Below are 17,491 nucleotides of genomic sequence, written 5' to 3'. Positions count from 1 at the left end.
ATACGCCCCGCTCAATGTAAATGGAGAACCGGATGATGAAAACCACGATCAGTTTGGTCTTTGCTCTGCTCTCTGCCTGCTCCGTATTCGCCCAAGTGACCATCGATGCCACGAACTGGCCCTACGGCGCGGATCAGATCGGAAACTACTGGGACTACTTCAATACCGCCTCAAACACCCCCGTCAACATCGCCGCCCTCAATCCCTCCGCGCAGGGCGGCAACTGGGACTTCACGAACGGCCCTACCACTTCCACCGCCACCTCCGAAATCCATGCCACCGGCGATGCGCCGGCTCCGGCTCCGGCCAATACCTCCTACACCGAGTATCAGACGATGGGCGGCAGTGCGCAATGGGTGTACGAAGATGAACTGGCGGACGGCACCTGGGGGCGCGGAATCTCGCAAAATGGAAGTGTCTATACCTACAACGCGCCCCAATGGAACATCTATCACTATCCGATGACCATGGGCAGCGCCTGGACGTCCGCCTGGACTTGGTCCCCGACCGAGGGCATGGACATCACCTCCAGCCGAGTCAATAGCGTCGTGGGTTGGGGAACCGTGACGGTCCCCTTCGGCGGCCCGCTCAGTTGTCTGGTAATCCGCACGTACTCGACGGATCACATCGATATTCTTGGCATCCCCTATTCCGACGAAAACTATCGCATCTACGAATGGGTGGTCCCCGGCATCGGCAGCGTTTGCACGATCCAGTCCGTTAGCATGGAAGCAAACTGGAACTTTACCACGGCCGCGGGCTACTACCGCCTGAGCGCCAGCAACCTCGGCGGCGACCTGCTCGATCCCACCATCGCCGGCGTTACCGTGTTGACGGACACGCCTTTCCCCGGGCCCTACGCCGTGAACGCGACCATTACCGATGCCAGCGGGATCGACTCCGCGGCCCTCTTCTATTCCATCGCCGCCGGGCCGTGGATAGCTGTCGGTCCGCAGAGTGTAATCGGCGATGTGTTCAGCTTCCAGATTCCGCAGATGTCCGGCAGCCCGGTCCAGAACGTCCGCTATTATGTCTGGGCGCGTGATGCGGCAACCAACGCCAATACCGCCGTGTCACCGGCCGGTGCGCCGGGAACCAACTACTCGTTTAACTGGATCAATGACAACATTCCTCCGGCATTCTCGTCCGTAACCGTCTGGCCCTCGCCGACGAATTTCAACGGGCCCTATCCCGTCCATGCCACCATCACCGATGACAACGGCATTCTGTTCGCCTCTATTCATTACAAATTCGGCGGCGGCGCGTGGCAGGAGGCGCCCTCGGACAGTAACACGGGGAGCGCCTACCACTTCACGATTCCGGGGATCAGTTCCACCACGATTATCCGCTATTATCTCGAAGCGGTGGACAACTCCGGCTTCTTTAACACCGGTTTCCATCCCGCCGCCGGGTCGGCCGGTCCGATTGTCTTCAACGCCGTATTCACGGTTCCCGCGGCTCCGCAAGTCCCACTGAACCTGACGGCAATCCAATCCGCCGGACATATTCTGCTGAATTGGTCTCCCGTCACGCAAGATGTCAATGGCAATCCCGTGACCGTCAGTGGGTACAACATTTACCGCGGTCTGCTGGCCGACGGCGCGGATGGTTTGCTGATCGGCAACTCGCCGACAAATAGCTACACCGACCTCACCGCCCCGGGCGCGGGCAATCTGCTCATCTACCATGTGCGGGCCGTGACCCCGTGAGTGAGATCGTCTGTGTCAACGCCGTCGTCTCCGGACGAGTGCAGGGTGTCGGCTATCGGTTCTTCGTCATCGAACAGGCCGAAAAACTCGGGCTGGGCGGCTACGTCACCAATCTCGCCGACGGCAGGGTGGAGGCCTTGATCGAAGGCCCGCCGGAGCAGGTGGACGAGTTGGTCCGGCTGTTGCACAAAGGCCCGCCGCAATCGCGCGTCGATGCTGTCGAGATCTTGCCCGGCGCTCCGACCGGCCGCACTGTTTTTCGCGTCCGCTGAGATGGCATCGGAACACATAGCGCGCGATCTCTCCGGAATAGTCGGTGAGCGCTATCTGCTGCGGCCTGGCCACGACGATTTCGGCAAGTACGAACACGATGAGACCGAGGACCTGGTCTTCCCGCCGCAATTCGTGGTTCGGCCAGATACCGCGACTGAAATTCAGGAGGTCGTCCGGCTGGCCGAGCGACGCGCGCTGCCCCTCGTTGCCCGCGGCGGCGGCACGGGACTATCCGGCGGTGCACTTGCGACACGCGGCGGAATCGTTCTCAGTCTCGATCGCATGAATCGGATTCGGGAGATTGACGAAGAAAACTTCTTCGTCGTCTGCGAGCCGGGTGTCATCACGCAGCAGCTTCAGGAGGCTGTCGAAGCGCGCGGCCTGTTCTATCCCCCCGATCCGGCCAGCCGCGGCTCCTGCACCATCGGCGGCAACGTCGCGGAAGGCGCCGGGGGCCCACGCGCCCTCAAGTACGGCGTCACCCGCGACTATGTCTATGGCGTGAAGGTGGTCACGCACGGCGGCGAGTTGCTGACCTTCGGCGGCAAGCGCTACAAAGACGTGACGGGTTACAACATGGCCCAGCTCTTCGTCGGCAGCGAGGGCACGCTCGGCATCGTTACCGAGATCACGCTCAAGCTGATCGCGCTGCCCAAATTCCGCCGCACCTTGCTCGTACCCTTTGATGAGCTCGTCGCGGCCGCGGCCGCCGTCCCGGCCGTCATGCGTACCGGCGTCGTCCCCTGCGCGATGGAATTCATGGAGCAGGCCTGCCTGCTGGCGATTCAGAATCATCGCGGCGAAAAGATCCCGTTTTCCGATCGGGCCGCCGTGTTGTTGATCGAAGTGGACGGCAATTCCGAAGCGGTTCTCGACTCCGAAATGGAGACGATCAGTGCCGTGCTCGACGCCGCGGGCGCGGCCGATATCTTCTTGGCGGGCTCCCCGGCCCAACAAACGGAAATCTGGGCCATCCGCCGCGCTGCGGGTGAAGCCGTCAAGTCCATTTGTCCGTACAAAGAAGAGGATACCGTCGTTCCCCGCTCAAAGCTGCCCGCGCTCGTCAAAGGCGTTCACGAAATCTGTGATCGCTGGGGCCTGCGCGTCATCTGCTACGGTCACGCCGGCGATGGCAATGTCCACTGCAATATCCTGAAATTCGGTGTCAGCGATCACGTCTGGGAACACGAGCTGCACGACGCCGTCCACGAGATCTTCCGTCTGACCGTCAGTCTCGGCGGCACGGTCTCCGGTGAGCACGGCATCGGGCATGTGCAGCGTCGCTACCTGCATCTCGCCATGTCCCCCGCCGAGATCGAATTCCAGCGTTCCCTCAAACGCGCCCTTGACCCGCTCAACATCTTCAACCCTGGAAAGCTGTTGCCGGAATAGGCGGGTTCTCCGCCGAGCAGGGTGCCCTCACCCCGCCGAAGTCGGGGTCTTTCCGCTTCAACCGGAACGGTCCGGGGCGAATACTGGCTATGTTAATACAAACTCAACACCTTACATTCCCTTGACTTTGCGCCCGGATCTTTGTATCTTTTAAGCTTACGGAAACCCGCCCCCGTAGCTCAGTATGGATAGAGCGAGAGTTTCCTAAACTCTGCGTCGGAGGTTCGAGTCCTCTCGGGGGTACTACTCGCCCACGCGCCGCAACCACGTCCGACTCCGCTTCAGTTCTTAATCCAACCCCGAAACCGATGGCAACCAAGGCTGCGACCAAAGGCCGACTGACCCGCCACGAACTCAAGCAAGACAAGCTTGTTGACCTGACCTACAAGCTCGAACACTATTATACCGCCCACAAGAACCTCGTCCTTGGCGCCGCCGTGGCCATTCTCGTCGTTGTCGCTGGCGCCGTCGTCGTGTCCCGGATGATGTCCAGTGCTAAGCTTGAAGAAAGCTATGAGCTTACGATTGCGAAGACCGCCTATGGCACCGGCAACCTCGCGCAGGCCAAGGAAGAGTTTGACAAAGTTGTTGGCAAGTACACGGGTGCTGCCGCCGGAGAGGCTAAGTATTTCCTGGGCCGGATCGCCTTCGAACAAAATGACTTTTCAACTGCGGAAGCGAACTTTCAAGCGTATTTGAAGGACTATGCGGTCGATAAGTTCGTCGATGCGTCCGCCATGTCCGGGCTGGCGGCCACCAAGGAAGCCCTCGGACAATACGAGGAAGCCGCCAAGCTCTACGAACAACTCGCGAAGTCCCACGCCGATTTGCCCTATGCTCCCCAAAGTCTGCTGGATGCCGAACGCAACTATCTTAAGTTAAATCAAAAAGATAAGGCAATCGACCTCCTGCAAACCCTGCGCGAAAAGTACCCCGAAAGTTCGCTGGCGCAGCAGGCCAAGAAGGAACTGGACAACCTGCAATGAGTCCCATCGGACCGAATTTGCGATTCTTCGATATTATCCGTATATTGGTACAGCAATTGAAGTGGGCCTGAGCCCACTTTTTCTTTGAACGAAATCTGAACCCGACCGCCCACCGTCGCGATCGCCAAGGCGTGACGCTCCGCACCTCGCATGACCAGACTGGAATCAGAAATCCGCGATTTGCTGGATACGGAAGGCGTCACCACGCTCGAATTCTCCGCTCGGGTATCCGGCGGAACGACCCAGATCCGCGTGATCGCCGATCGCAAAGTCGGTGGACTCACGATTGATGATTGTGTGAATCTCGCGCGTCAAATTCAATTTCTCGTCGCGGAAAAACGAATCATCTCCGAAAATTACAAACTCGAAGTCAGCTCGCCCGGCCTGGACTTCCCGCTGCGCGAACGCTGGCAATTTGAAAAGAACCTCGGTCGGCTCCTGAAAATCCGCGTCCCCGGCGAAAAAGGCCCCCGCGAAATCAGCGGCAGACTATCCCAGATCACCGACGACGGCTTCACCTTGACCGGCGACAAACAGGAGTGGCATCCTGCCTTCGCCGAATGTCAGTCCGCCGTCGTCCTGCCCGAGTTCAAGACCCCGGCGGCCGGCAAACCTGCGAAACAGCCGAAGGCCGAAGCGAAGGAGACGCAGCGATGAATGCCCCCATCGTTGAAGCGGTTGGTCAAATCCTCCGCGACAAGAACATCGACCGCGACGTGTTTCAGGAAATCATCGAGGGCGTCTTCCTCACGATGATCAAAAAGAAATACGGCCATGCGGATAACTTCGAGGTCATCTTTAACCTCGAAAAAGGCGATATCGAAATCTTCTGCGAAAAAGTCGTGGTCGATGATGACGACGTCACCGATCCCGTCACCCAGATCCCGCTCTCCCGGGCTCTGAAAATCGACGACGACCTCGATATCGGCGAAACCTACGCCGAACTGGTCAATGTCGATGATTTCGGCCGGCGACTCGTCACGTCCGCGCGCCAGAATCTGACCCAGAAGATCAAGGAAATCGAAAAGGAGAATATCTACCAGGAATTCTCCGCCCGCATCGGTGAAGTCGTCACCGGCGAAATCCATCAGATCAACCGCCGCGAAATCCGCGTGAATCTGGATCGCCATGACGCCATCGTCCCCAAGCCCGAACAGATCTACAACGAAAAATACGTTCGCGGCAAGGCCATCCGGGCCGTAATCAAGGAAGTCAACCGCACGACCAAGGACCCCGAGATCGTGCTGTCCCGCGCCGACGCTATGTTCGTGCGCCGCCTGTTCGAGTTGGAAGTCCCGGAGATCTTCGATAATATCATCGAGATTAAGAGCATCTCCCGCGAACCCGGCGATCGCACAAAAATCGCCGTCATGAGTCACGACAAACGCATCGATCCCGTCGGCGCGTGCGTCGGCATGAAAGGCATCCGCATTCAGGCCGTCGTGCGCGAACTCAACAACGAAAAAATCGATATCGTGCATTGGAGTCAGGACGCCGAACTGTACATCAAACGCGCCATGGCCCCCGTGACGCCGCTGCTGGTCACCGTTGACGAAGAATCCCGCAGTGCCACCGCCATCGTGCCCGACGATCAGATTCAGTTCGCCATCGGCCGCCGCGGCCAGAACGTGCGACTCGCTTCGCAATTGACCGGCTACAATATCCAGCCGATCAAGGAATCCGAATACCTCGCGCCCGAAGAACTGCTCGTCGCCGACGTGGCGGAACTCGACGATCTGGTCAAGCACAAACTTATCGAAGCCGGCTTCGAATCCGCGGAGACCGTGCTCGATGCCGGCAAGGAACGACTGCTCCTGATCGACGGCCTCGATGAAGAATCCGCCGATCACGTCCTCGAAGTCCTGGCCGCCTACTTCATTGAAACCGGCGAACCCGCCGCCGAAACCGAGGCCGACGCCGAGGCCGTCCCCCAGACCGCCCCCGCCACCGACCCGTCATCGTCCGCGGCTTAATTCGTCCGTAATTCCTGCTCCACAAGGCCCGAATTCGTGTCCGCCGAAAAAGCGAAAAAAATCTACCAAATCGCCAAAGAGCTGAACGTCGCTCACCACGCGATCATCGAGTTCCTCGAGGATAAAGGCTTCGACGTGGCCAAGAAACACATGTCTCCCGTGTCCGAAGACATGTATGCCGAGGTCGTCAAGAAGTTCGATCCCGCGCGTTGGAACCGTCAGCTCGAAGAGGAAACGCGGGCCGTCGAAGGCGCGCGGCGCGCGGACGCGGAACGGGCGCGCACCGAGCAGTCGTTAAAATTGCTCGATGAACTCGCCAGCCAGGCGACGGAGGCGGCCGAAGTGCTCAGCCGGCCCGAGCCCGCCCCCACGGTCGAGCAAGCTCCACCGCCGCCACCCCCGCCACCCCCGCCCCCCGCCGAAATTGTCGAGGTGATTCACCCGGCTGAGATCGAGCGACTCGCGGAGGAAGCGGATCAGGCCGCCAAAGCGGCGGACGTCAAGGCCCGCAAGGAGCAGGAAGACCTCGAAACCGCCAAGCGCAGGGAAGCCATTCTCAAAGCGCGTGCCGCGCAACAGGCCAGAGCCGAACAGCAGAAGACGCGACGCAGCGATGACCGCGGTGATCGCAGACCGCACGCCGCTCCCGGCGCTCCGCGTCCCGATGGCCGGCCCCGCGCCGCCGACGGTGCTGCGCGCCCGCCCGCGCAGGATCAAGCGCAACGACCGCGCCCCGCGACTCCGCGACCGCCCTCCGCTGAGCGAGGCCCGCGACCACCGGGGACCGCGGCTCCCGCTACCGGCGCCGCCGCCGCCGCCAAACCGAAAGAAGTGACGCGCAAGCGGCCCACCAAGGAAGATATTGAGGCGCTCGAAAAACAGAAGCGCTTATTGGCCCAGCAAAAGGCTGACAAGTATCGCAAAGCGGCCATCGAAATGGAACGCGATGCCGCCGCGCGCCGTCGCCAGCGCCGCAAACGCGTCGATCAACACGAAGTCTCCGCGACGATTAAGCAGACGCTGGCGTCGATGGATGCCTCCAAGAAAAAACACCGCCGCCGCGAGCGCGGAGCCGAGATCGAAGTCGAGGATACCAGTGTCCTGCGCCTGACCGAGTTCGTCACCAATCAGGAACTCGCCAACCTCATGGACGTCGAAGTCAATGAAGTGATTGCCAAGTTCCTCGGTATGGGCAAGCTCGTCTCCATCAATCAGCGGCTGGACAAGGACTTGATTGAGTTGATCGCCGATGAATTCGGCTTCCGCGTCGAGTTCGTCAGCGATCACGAAACGGAGGTCGAAGTCGATGAGGAGCCCGAACTCGACGAGGAGCTCGCGCCCCGGCCGCCCGTCGTCACCGTCATGGGCCATGTCGATCACGGCAAAACCTCGCTGCTCGACTTTCTGCGCAAAACCTCGGTCGTCTCCGGCGAGCACGGTGGCATCACCCAGCACGTCGGCGCGTACAAAGTCCGCTACAAAGACCGCGCGATCACCTTCCTCGATACGCCCGGTCACGAGGCCTTCACCGCCATGCGCGCCCGCGGAGCGCAAGTCACCGACATCGTGATTCTCGTCGTCGCCGCCGACGATCAGGTCCGGCCGCAAACCATCGAAGCCATCAATCACGCGCATTCCGCCGGCGTGCCGATCGTTGTGGCCATCAACAAGATCGACAAGCCGACCGCCGACGCCGAGCGCATCCGCAAGCAACTGGCGGAACAAAACGTGCTCGTCGAACAGTGGGGCGGCAAGTATCAATCCGCCGAGATCTCCGCGAAATTCGGACAGGGGATTGACGAACTGCTCGAAAATGTGCTGCTCGCCGCCGACCTGCTCGAGCTCAAAGCCAATTACGAGCGCCGCGCGCGCGGGACCGTCGTCGAAACCCGCCTCGACAAAGGCCGCGGTATGGTCGCCACCGTCATTGTCACGGCCGGAACCCTCAGCGTCGGCGATAACTTCGTAGCCGGACAGCAATACGGCAAGGTCCGGGCGCTCCTGAACGAGTTCAATGCGCCCATCCCCCGCTGCACTCCCGGCGAACCCGTGCAGGTCGTCGGCTTCTCCGGACCGCCCCAGGCCGGCGATAATTTCGTCGTGTTCGAGTCCGAGCGCGAAGTCAAGGAAATCGCCATGCGCCGCCAGCTCTTGCAGCGCGAACAGACCTTCCGCCAAATTCGCATGCTGAGCCTCGATCAAATCTCGCAGCGCATCAAGGAAGGCGGCGTCCGTGAGTTGCAACTCATCGTCAAGGGTGACGCCGACGGCTCCGTGGAAGCCATCTGCGACACGCTCCAGCGAATTTCGACCAGCGAAGTTGCCGTCAGCATCGTGCATCGCGGAGTCGGGGCCATCTCCGAAAGCGACGTCATTCTGGCCTCCGCCACCGGAGCCGTTATTCTCGGCTTCCATGTCCATCCCAACCTCAAAGCCCGCGAACTGGCCCAACGGGAACAGGTGGATATCCGCGTTTACCGCGTCATCTACGAAATGGAAGACGATATCCGCAGCGCACTCGAGGGCATGCTCGCTCCCGATACCCGCGAAGACGTCGTCGGCCTCGTCGAAATCCGGCAAACCTTCGTCGTCCCCAAGGTCGGCACGATTGCCGGGTCCTACGTCGTCTCCGGCAAGATCGTGCGCGCCAGTCAGGTGCGCCTGATCCGCGACGGACGCGAAATCTGGCGCGGCAAGCTCGCGTCGCTGCGTCGCTTCAAAGATGACGTGAAAGAAGTTCGCGCCGGTCAGGAATGCGGAATCGGACTTGAGACGAATCTCGAAGTCAAAGTCGGCGATTCGCTCGAAGTTTTCGAGATCGTCGAAATCAAACGTAAACTCGAGCACACATCGGCCTGAAGTGCGCGCTTGCCGTCTTGACGATTGAATTGCACCTGCCGTTCAGTCAGTCGCTGAAAGATCGCCGCTCCGTGATGAACTCACTCAAAACGCGCGTGCGCCAGCGATTCAACGTCTCCGTGGCCGAAGCCGATGTCGGCGACCTGTGGCAGCGAGCCGGACTGATCATCTCCGCCGCGGGATCCGATGCCGCCCGCGTCGAGCGCGTCTTGCACGATGTCGCCGGGTTTGTCGAACAGGATGAACGGGTGCATGTGATGATGCCGCGAATGCGATTCTATGAATAAGCACACTCACGGTCCGCAAGGAACGGGGACGCGGCCGAAGCGCGTCGCCGCCGAGATCCAGCGCGATCTACCCGGTCTAATTCGCCGGCTCGTGACGATCCCGGAGGGCCTGCTCGTCAGCATCACGGACGTCCAGTTGTCGGCTGATCTTTCTCATGCCAAGGTCTTCTTCAGCGTGATCGGAGGCGCGAACGAAGAACTCACCGGCGCGCTGGTCGGACGCTTGCTGTCCGCCCGGCGCGGCGCGATGCGCAGCGAAATCGCCCGCCTGCTCGTGATGCGCCAGCATCCGGAACTGCACTTTCATTGGGATCCGGTGCCCGCGCGCGCCGCGCGTATCGAAACGCTGCTCAAACAAGTTCGCGATGAACGCGAAGAGCGCGAGGACAACCCGTGAGTATCCGCCCGCCCGACCTCGCGGCAATTCGTGCGGCCTGCGCCGACGGCGCGCCGATTCTGGTCTCCACGCACGTCCATCCCGACCCCGACGCCGTCGGATCCGTGCTGGCGGCCCGGGAAATGCTCTTGCAGCTCGGCGGCCGACCCCGGATCGTGCTGGAAAACGGGTTCGCCCCGCGCATCCGCTGGTTGCCCGATTCCGCGCTGGCTGAAAACGTCGCGTCGCAGAATCCTGATGCTCGCTTCGAGCGCGCTTTCATCGTCGATTGCGGCAGTCGCTCACGCATCGGCGAGGTCGAGCGATTTCTGAGTCCGACCGCAATGATCTTCAATATCGATCATCACGTCTCCAATGACAATTTCGGCGGCGTGAATGTCGTCGATACTGCCGCCTGCGCGACCGGCGAATTGCTCTATGATATCTGCGACGGCCTGCAACTGCGCATCACCCCCGCGCTGGCCACCAATCTGCTGGCCGGGATGCTGACCGATACGGGGCGCTTTCGCTATTCAAACACGACTCCGGCTTGTCTGCGCGCCTGCGCGCGCCTGCTCGAAGCCGGCGCGGACATCACCGCGGTGACCAATGCCCTGTACTTTGATCTGCCCGCGCGCGACCTGCAGTCGATGAGTAAGATCTACGGATCGCTGGAACTCTTCGCCGATGGAAAGATCAGCACCATGTTCGTCCCCGCGGCGAATCTCGTGGAAGATCCTGACAGCATTGTGGACCTCGGACTGTCGATTCGCGGAGTGGAAGTCGCCGTGTTGTTGAGCGAGGCCGAGGCCAAGATCCGGGTCTCGTTGCGATCCAAGCACTTCGTCAACGTGTCCCGCATCGCCGAGAGCTTCGGCGGGGGGGGGCATGAACGCGCGGCCGGATTTCGCATGCAGGGGACCTTGCCATCCGTGCGCGACCGAATCCTGCCGACGCTGCTGGCGGCCGTGAACCAAGTCCCGCGTCCGGGAAGTGTGGCCGTCTGAGCGGAGCGCTCATTCTGACCGTCGATAAGCCGCGAGGCTGGACATCCTTCGATGTCGTCAACAAATTGCGCGGCCTGTTGAAATGGAAGTCCGTGGGACACGCCGGAACACTCGATCCCGCGGCGACCGGCCTGCTGATCGTGCTGTTCGGCGACGCGACCCGCCGTGCGACGGAATTCTCGTCACTGCCGAAGGAATATTGCGGCACCATCCGCCTCGGCATGGAGACCGCCACCGATGATCTCGAGGGCGAGATCATCGCCGAGGCCCCCGTCGCGTGCGATGAATCCGCGATCCGGACCGCCCTCGCGAAACTGACCGGCGACATTGAACAGGTGCCTCCCGCGTATTCGGCGGTAAAGGTCGCCGGTAAACGCAGCTACAAACTCGCGCGCGCCGGACGTGCCGTCGAGTTGCCAGCGCGCCGGGTTAGTCTCTATCATTTTGATCTGATCGGCTATCGCGCCCCTGAACTCGAATTCCGTGTTCAGTGTTCGGCCGGAACCTACATCCGCTCGGTCGCCCGCGATCTGGGACGGGACCTCGGATGCGGGGGTACGCTGGCCGCGTTGCGCCGGACCGCAATCGGTCCCTACCGTGTCGAGCAGGCGCTTGACCTCTCTGAAATCCAACGTCGGCGAGCTGAATTCGCCGCTTCCTGAAATGGACGTCTTTCGCGGATCGTGGTCGAATTTTACGAATCCCGCTGACTCGGTGATCGCCGTCGGCAGCTTCGACGGCCTGCATCTCGGTCATCAGGCGGTCATTCGGCAAACCGTTGACTCCGCGCGCGCACAGGGCCTGCGCAGCGTGGTCGTCGCCTTCGAAGGCGGAGCCGAAAGTGGCAATGGGAACCGCGGAGGCGCGCGGTTGCTGTTGACCGTCGAGGAAAAGATCGCGCAGCTTGCCGGCATGGGCGTTGACCAACTCCTCGTTATCAACTTCGATCAGACGGTCTCGCAGCTGTCCGCCCACGATTTCGTACAGATCATTCTCAAAGGACGTGTCGGGCTGAAGCGGCTGGTGATCGGATTCAATCATCAGTTGGGCAAAAACCTGTCCGGCGACCGCGAATCCCTGATCGCGATGGCCCGCGCGATGGGATTCTACGTCGAAGTCGTTAATCCCGTCCGCTCCGATGACCAAATCGTATCCGCCGATTTGGTTCGACAGGCGATGCAGTCCGGCGACGTCGCGCGCGCCGCGGCCGCCCTTGGCCGTTACTATTCGGTCGCCGGCGTTGTCGTACACGGCTTTGGCCGCGGCCGGCAGCTGAATTGCCCCACGGCGAATCTCGGCGGCATCGACCCCGCGAAACTCGTTCCCCGCGACGGCATTTATGCCGGGATCGCCACGGTCAGATCCGAGGCCTGGCCCGCCGCCATTTCCAACGGCTACAATCCGACCTTCGGCGAAGGCCGCCATTCCGTTGAGGCCCACTTGATCGGCTTCGATGATGATATCTATGACGAACCCATCACGATCGAGTTCGTCGAGCGGATTCGCGATGAGAAGAAGTTCGCCGCCATCGATGATCTGATCGCGCAAATCGCGGATGATGTGCGCGTCGCGGCGGAACTGCTCGAAGCCCGCGGCGTCTGTCGCCGCGTCTCGTAATTCCGTTCGCCGCGGCACCCGTCCGCGGGGGCCCGGAATCGTCCGCGTCGCCGGGCGGGTCGGCGTCAATCCGCCGAAAGCTTGCTCAACACAATCAAACAATTCCTATAGTACCGCAGAGGAAACCATGGCTATCACCGCTGTCGACCGCAAGGTCGTCATCGACAAGTTCGCCCCCAAACCGGGGGACACCGGAAGCCCCGAAGTGCAGGTCGCGCTGCTCTCGCAGCGGATCAATCATCTGACCGGACATCTCAAGACGCACAAAAAAGACAATCACTCGCGCCGTGGATTGTTGCTGCTTGTCGGCCAACGCCGGCGCTTGCTCAACTATCTCTCACAGCTCGATATCACTCGCTATCGCAAGCTGGTCGAAGCCCTCGACCTGCGCCGATAGTCCGCCGCGCCCCGCGGCGCGATACCGCCCATACGGGCAGAAGCACAAGAAGGAAGGAAGCAGAGGAAGGGAATGGTTCACAAAGTCTCGATGGAACTGGGAGGTCTTAAGCTCGAACTTGAGACCGGGCGCATCGCCAAGCAGGCGGACGGTGCGATTTGGTTAACCTGCGGCGATACGGTCGTGCTCGCTACTGTAGTGGCGAATCTTGATGCGGAAAATGAGCTGGATTTTCTTCCGCTGTCCGTTGACTATCGTGAGAAACTTTATGCCGTCGGCAGAATCCCCGGCGGATTTTTCAAACGCGAAGGACGTCCCTCCGAAAAGGAAATCCTCTCCGCCCGCCTGACCGACCGGCCCATCCGGCCGCTCTTTCCTGATGGCTTCCATCAGGAAATTCAGGTCATGATCAACGTGCTCTCCTCGGACGGAGAACATGATCCGGATACGCTCGGAACGATCGCCACCTCGGCGGCGCTCGCGATCTCCGAATGCCCGTTCCTCGGCCCCGTCGGCTCCGTCCGCGTCGGCCGGATTAACGGCGAATACATCATCAATCCCACGTTCAAGCAGCTCGAAGAGACCGAACTGGACCTCGTGGTGGCCGGTACCGAAGATTCGATTATTATGATCGAAGGCGAATCCAAAGAAGTCTCTGAAGACGTATTTCTCGAAGGCATCGCCCGGGGACACGCCGAAGTCAAACGCCTCGTTGCTCTGCAAAAAGAGCTCGTGGCGCGTTGCGGTGTTCCCAAGCGCGAATTCAAGCCCGCCGAGACCAACAAGGACCTCGCCGCGACCCTCGAAGCCACGTTCGGTGCGCAAGTCGATGACTCCTGCAAGATCACCGACAAGTCCAAGCGCCGCGACGCCTGGAAGCTGATCGAAACCGCGGCGATTGCCGGACTGCTCGAGACCTATCCCAACGACGAGAAGACGATCAAGAGCTGGGTCCACGATCGCGCTCAGGTTCGCGTCCGCGCTAATATCGTGGACAAGAGCTGGCGGCTCGATGGCCGTGGGACCCGCGAGATCCGACCGATTACGACGGAAGTCGATATCCTGCCGAAGGTACACGGTAGTGCGCTCTTCACGCGCGGTCAGACGCAGGCCCTCGGCACCGTGACGCTCGGCATCAAATTTGACGAGCAGCGTGTGGACGGCCTCGACGGCGTGTACACCAAACCGTACATGCTGCATTACAATTTCCCGCCCTTTAGCGTCGGCGAAATTCGCAAATTTCTCGGCCAGTCCCGCCGCGAAATCGGACACGGTAATCTCGCCTGGCGCGCCATGCATTCGATCCTGCCCGCGTGGGAAGACTTCCCCTATACCATTCGCGTCGTCTCCGAAGTACTCGAATCCAACGGCTCGTCTTCGATGGCGACCGTCTGCGCCGGCTGCATGGCCATGATGGCCGCCGGTGTCCCGATCAGGAAGCCCGTTGCCGGCATCGCGATGGGTTTGATCAAAGAAGGCGAGAAAGTCGCGATTCTCTCCGACATTCTCGGCGACGAAGATCACCTCGGCGACATGGACTTCAAAGTCACCGGCACTCCCGACGGCATCACCGCCTGTCAGATGGACATCAAGATCAAGGGCATCTCCCTTGAACTCATGAAGACCGCCATCCTGCAGGCGCGCGAAGGCATCACGCACATCCTCGGCAAAATGGCCGAGTCGATCTCCGCACCGCGTCCGGAGATCTCGCCCTTCGCGCCCAAGATCGTCTTTATGAAGGTCGATCCGGACAAAATCGGCATGATCATTGGACCCGGCGGCAAGAACATCCGCGATATCATTTCCCGCACCGGCGCTTCGATTGACATCGAGGACGACGGCACGGTCTGCGTCTCCTCGTCCAACACCGAAAACGTCAATCAGGCGATGGACATTATCCGCGGCATGACCGAGTCGCCGGAAGTCGGCAAAGTCTATCACGGCAAGGTGAAGAAGATCACCGATTTCGGCGCCTTCGTCGAAATCCTCCCCGGTCGCGAAGGCCTGCTGCACATCAGCGAAATCGAACATCATCGCGTGCGCAAAGTCACGGACCATCTGCAACTCGGCGACGCCGTGACCGTAAAGTTGCTGAACGTCGATTCGCAGGGCAAGCTTGATCTGTCCCGCAAAGTCCTGCTGCCACCGCCCGAAGGCGGACCGCCGGCCGAAGACTCCAGCGGTGAACCGCGCGAGCGGCGGGGCGGAAGCGGAGGCGGTGGCGGGCATCACGGTGGCGGACATCATCGCAAGCCGTCCAAGGTCGATAACTAAGTGAATCCCCCGAGCGGGGTCTCCGGACACCGCCGGATTTGAGTCTCGATTGCCAAAAACTTCTTCGTACAATAAGACGGTTCTGCCCGGCGGAATCCGAGTCGTCAGTGAGCGCATCCCCGGTGTCCGTTCGGTCTCGCTGGGCATCTGGGTCATCGTCGGCTCCCGCTTCGAGACCGCCGCCGAGAATGGCCTGTCGCACTTTATCGAGCACATGGCCTTCAAGGGCACGCAAACGCGTTCCGCCCTCGATATCGCCCGGTCCATCGAGCAGGGCGGAGGTCTCGTCAATGCCTTCACCGGCAAAGAGATGACCTGCTATTATGTCCATGTCATCGATGAGCGGATGCCGCTGGCCCTGGACATTCTCGCCGACGTGATGCGCGATTCGGTCTTTGATCCCGGCGAAATTGAAAAAGAGAAGCAGGTCATTCTCGATGAGATCCGCGATCACGAAGATATGCCCGACGACGTCTGCCACGAACGATTCATCCGCGAATTGTTCGGCAAGCATCCGATCGCCCGGCCGATTCTCGGACCGCCGCGAAATGTCAAGGGCTTCACGCGGGATGATCTGATCCGCTATATCGACAAGCACTACCTGCCGTCGCGCATCGTTGTCGCCGCGGCCGGCAATCTGCAACATCGCGCACTGACGCGGATGGTCGAAGACAAACTTGGCTTTGCGAAGCGCGGCAAAGCCGTGAAGTCCGAACGCATCGGCAAGCTCACCCGCAAACTGCGGCGCTTCCCGCGGCCGATCCAGCAGGCGCACATGGTCATGGGCACGCGCGGCCTGCCGTATGGATCGCTGGATCGCTTCACGATGTCGGTCATGAACACCGTGCTCGGGGGCGGAATGTCTTCGCGCCTGTTCCAGAATATCCGGGAAAAACATGGCGTCTGCTACTCGATCTACTCGTTCACGGATTCGATGGCCGATACCGGCGCGGTCGGAGTCTATCTCGCCACCGACCGGGAGCGGGTGGACAAGGCTCGCAAGTTGGTCCTGAAGGAATTCGAAGCGCTGCGTGAGACTCCGCTGACCAAAGCCGAGATCGACGGCGTCAAGACTCAGCTCAAGGGTAATATTATGCTCGGCTTGGAGAACGTCTCCAATCGAATGATGCGACTCGGGCGTATGGAAATCTACCTCGGCCGCTACCATTCGCTGGAAGACGTCAGCAGGCAAATCGATGTGGTCACACCGGCTAAAGTGCAGAAATTGGCTCGCCAGTTATGGACCGCGGATCGCATGGTGACAACGATTGTCGAGCCCGAGCGCAAGCGCAAAAGCGCGCAGCCGGCGAGGCGAACGTAGTCTCGCGGAACCCGTCTGTACTCGTGGACTCCGTCGAGATCCAGATTCAGCGTCTGGGGCACGCGCCCGCTGAACTTCCGTCTTACCAGACCGCTGGTTCCGCGGGCATGGATCTGATCCTCGCCGCTGAGGATGTGTCCCTGAAACCGGGCGAACGCGCGTTGCTGCCGACCGGATTCTGCATCGCGATTCCGCGCGGTTTTGAAGGTCAGGTGCGTATGCGGTCGGGCACTGCGCTGAAGACGGGGCTGTTCCTGCCCAACGCGCCGGGAACTATCGACTCGGATTATCGCGGCGAACTCAAGGTGCTCGTCATGAATGGCGGCGCCGAGCCGGTCACCATTCGATCCGGCGAACGCTTCGCGCAACTGGTCGTCGCTCCGGTCGCGCGCGGAATCTGGAAGGTCGTGACCGAGTTGCCCGATTCCGGCCGCGGCGCCGGAGGGTTTGGCAGCACGGGTCACCGTTAGTCTCCCGGCGGTAGCGGAGCCGCCTGATGTCACCTCAACCACCGTTGCAATTGGACTTGTTGTCGACGGAACACCCGGATTCCAAGCCGAAGGGCCCCGCGCTGCGGAAGCTCTACTACACTATCGGCGAAGTCTCCGAACTGATCGGAGTCCCCGCCCATGTCCTGCGGTATTGGGAGACCGAGTTCTCCGTCCTGCATCCCAAAAAAGGCAAGGGCGGTAATCGGCTCTATCAGGAACGGGATGTCAAGTTGCTCGAGCAAATCCGCTCGTTGCTTTACGATCAAAAGTTCACGATCGCCGGCGCGCGAGTGCAGCTCGACGGAAAACCGAAAGCGAACGGCAATCCGGTCGATCCGCCGGTCATTGCGGAGGTCAGACAGGAACTGAAAGAAATACTCTCGCTGTTAAATCGTTAGACGTTTCGGGGCGTGGCGCAGCTTGGTAGCGCACCAGACTGGGGGTCTGGGGGTCGCTGGTTCAAATCCAGTCGCCCCGACAATGCCGGCCGGTCCATTCGGCGGGTACGGATGAAGGCGGATTGCATGAT

At 60.8% G+C, this 17,491-nt stretch carries 17 protein-coding genes and 2 tRNA genes; all 19 read left to right on the top strand.

Annotation, left to right across the window (positions count from 1 at the left end; genetic code table 11):
* Positions 1-32 precede the first annotated feature (32 nt).
* The gene (locus tag HZB60_05690; GenBank protein MBI5059258.1) at positions 33-1,709 is read left to right on the top strand and encodes a hypothetical protein; all 1,677 of its coding nucleotides are present in this window, start codon (positions 33-35) and stop codon (positions 1,707-1,709) included.
* Positions 1,706-1,981: an acylphosphatase gene (locus HZB60_05685; protein ID MBI5059257.1), complete on the top strand. Its 276-nt coding sequence runs from the start codon at positions 1,706-1,708 to the stop codon at positions 1,979-1,981. Before HZB60_05690 ends, HZB60_05685 begins: the two co-directional genes overlap by 4 nt.
* 1 nt (position 1,982) lies before the next feature.
* Positions 1,983-3,374, top strand: a complete 1,392-nt coding sequence (locus tag HZB60_05680) for an FAD-binding protein (protein MBI5059256.1) — start codon at positions 1,983-1,985, stop codon at positions 3,372-3,374.
* Positions 3,375-3,542: 168 nt separating this feature from the next.
* A tRNA-Arg gene (locus HZB60_05675) sits at positions 3,543-3,617 on the top strand.
* A 65-nt stretch (positions 3,618-3,682) separates the two neighbouring features.
* Entirely contained in the window at positions 3,683-4,360 is a 678-nt protein-coding gene (locus HZB60_05670) for a tetratricopeptide repeat protein (protein ID MBI5059255.1), read from the top strand.
* A gap of 150 nt (positions 4,361-4,510) precedes the next feature.
* On the top strand, positions 4,511-5,017 hold the full coding sequence (locus HZB60_05665; GenBank protein MBI5059254.1) for a hypothetical protein: 507 nt from the start codon (positions 4,511-4,513) through the stop codon (positions 5,015-5,017).
* Positions 5,014-6,333: a transcription termination factor NusA gene (nusA, locus tag HZB60_05660; protein MBI5059253.1), complete on the top strand. Its 1,320-nt coding sequence runs from the start codon at positions 5,014-5,016 to the stop codon at positions 6,331-6,333. Before HZB60_05665 ends, nusA begins: the two co-directional genes overlap by 4 nt.
* 36 nt (positions 6,334-6,369) lie before the next feature.
* Positions 6,370-9,192: a translation initiation factor IF-2 gene (gene infB, locus HZB60_05655; protein ID MBI5059252.1), complete on the top strand. Its 2,823-nt coding sequence runs from the start codon at positions 6,370-6,372 to the stop codon at positions 9,190-9,192.
* On the top strand, positions 9,189-9,479 hold the full coding sequence (locus HZB60_05650) for a DUF503 domain-containing protein (protein MBI5059251.1): 291 nt from the start codon (positions 9,189-9,191) through the stop codon (positions 9,477-9,479). The genes infB and HZB60_05650 overlap by 4 nt, the downstream gene beginning before the upstream one ends.
* Positions 9,472-9,876, top strand: a complete 405-nt coding sequence (rbfA, locus tag HZB60_05645; protein MBI5059250.1) for a 30S ribosome-binding factor RbfA — start codon at positions 9,472-9,474, stop codon at positions 9,874-9,876. Before HZB60_05650 ends, rbfA begins: the two co-directional genes overlap by 8 nt.
* On the top strand, positions 9,873-10,862 hold the full coding sequence (locus tag HZB60_05640) for a bifunctional oligoribonuclease/PAP phosphatase NrnA (protein MBI5059249.1): 990 nt from the start codon (positions 9,873-9,875) through the stop codon (positions 10,860-10,862). Before rbfA ends, HZB60_05640 begins: the two co-directional genes overlap by 4 nt.
* Complete coding sequence (truB, locus tag HZB60_05635; GenBank protein ID MBI5059248.1) at positions 10,859-11,524, top strand: tRNA pseudouridine(55) synthase TruB; 666 nt, start codon at positions 10,859-10,861, stop codon at positions 11,522-11,524. Before HZB60_05640 ends, truB begins: the two co-directional genes overlap by 4 nt.
* A complete protein-coding gene (gene ribF, locus HZB60_05630) occupies positions 11,475-12,479 on the top strand; it encodes a riboflavin biosynthesis protein RibF (GenBank protein MBI5059247.1) in 1,005 nt (334 codons plus the stop codon). The genes truB and ribF overlap by 50 nt, the downstream gene beginning before the upstream one ends.
* Before the next feature lie 127 nt (positions 12,480-12,606).
* On the top strand, positions 12,607-12,876 hold the full coding sequence (rpsO, locus tag HZB60_05625) for a 30S ribosomal protein S15 (protein MBI5059246.1): 270 nt from the start codon (positions 12,607-12,609) through the stop codon (positions 12,874-12,876).
* Between the two features lie 72 nt (positions 12,877-12,948).
* Positions 12,949-15,150, top strand: a complete 2,202-nt coding sequence (gene pnp, locus HZB60_05620) for a polyribonucleotide nucleotidyltransferase (protein MBI5059245.1) — start codon at positions 12,949-12,951, stop codon at positions 15,148-15,150.
* 49 nt (positions 15,151-15,199) lie between these two features.
* On the top strand, positions 15,200-16,471 hold the full coding sequence (locus tag HZB60_05615; GenBank protein ID MBI5059244.1) for an insulinase family protein: 1,272 nt from the start codon (positions 15,200-15,202) through the stop codon (positions 16,469-16,471).
* Entirely contained in the window at positions 16,390-16,941 is a 552-nt protein-coding gene (gene dut / locus HZB60_05610) for a dUTP diphosphatase (protein ID MBI5059243.1), read from the top strand. Before HZB60_05615 ends, dut begins: the two co-directional genes overlap by 82 nt.
* A gap of 26 nt (positions 16,942-16,967) precedes the next feature.
* Positions 16,968-17,360: a MerR family transcriptional regulator gene (locus HZB60_05605; protein MBI5059242.1), complete on the top strand. Its 393-nt coding sequence runs from the start codon at positions 16,968-16,970 to the stop codon at positions 17,358-17,360.
* 6 nt (positions 17,361-17,366) lie between these two features.
* Positions 17,367-17,440 (top strand) — tRNA-Pro (locus tag HZB60_05600).
* Positions 17,441-17,491: the final 51 nt, after the last annotated feature.

The sequence above is a fragment of the candidate division KSB1 bacterium genome (genome assembly GCA_016214895.1).
GTDB lineage: Bacteria > Electryoneota > RPQS01 > RPQS01 > RPQS01 > JACRMR01.
Note: the sequence above shows the minus strand (reverse complement) of the source record. Positions and strands in the feature narration are given on the sequence as shown.

Coding starts and splice junctions, on each gene's coding strand:
- HZB60_05690 (MBI5059258.1), top strand. CDS start 33: ATGATGAAAACCACGATCAGTTTGGTCTTTGCTCTGCTCTCTGCCTGC.
- HZB60_05680 (MBI5059256.1), top strand. CDS start 1,983: ATGGCATCGGAACACATAGCGCGCGATCTCTCCGGAATAGTCGGTGAG.
- HZB60_05670 (MBI5059255.1), top strand. CDS start 3,683: ATGGCAACCAAGGCTGCGACCAAAGGCCGACTGACCCGCCACGAACTC.
- HZB60_05665 (MBI5059254.1), top strand. CDS start 4,511: ATGACCAGACTGGAATCAGAAATCCGCGATTTGCTGGATACGGAAGGC.
- nusA (MBI5059253.1), top strand. CDS start 5,014: ATGAATGCCCCCATCGTTGAAGCGGTTGGTCAAATCCTCCGCGACAAG.
- rbfA (MBI5059250.1), top strand. CDS start 9,472: ATGAATAAGCACACTCACGGTCCGCAAGGAACGGGGACGCGGCCGAAG.
- rpsO (MBI5059246.1), top strand. CDS start 12,607: ATGGCTATCACCGCTGTCGACCGCAAGGTCGTCATCGACAAGTTCGCC.
- pnp (MBI5059245.1), top strand. CDS start 12,949: ATGGTTCACAAAGTCTCGATGGAACTGGGAGGTCTTAAGCTCGAACTT.
- dut (MBI5059243.1), top strand. CDS start 16,390: ATGGACCGCGGATCGCATGGTGACAACGATTGTCGAGCCCGAGCGCAA.
- HZB60_05605 (MBI5059242.1), top strand. CDS start 16,968: ATGTCACCTCAACCACCGTTGCAATTGGACTTGTTGTCGACGGAACAC.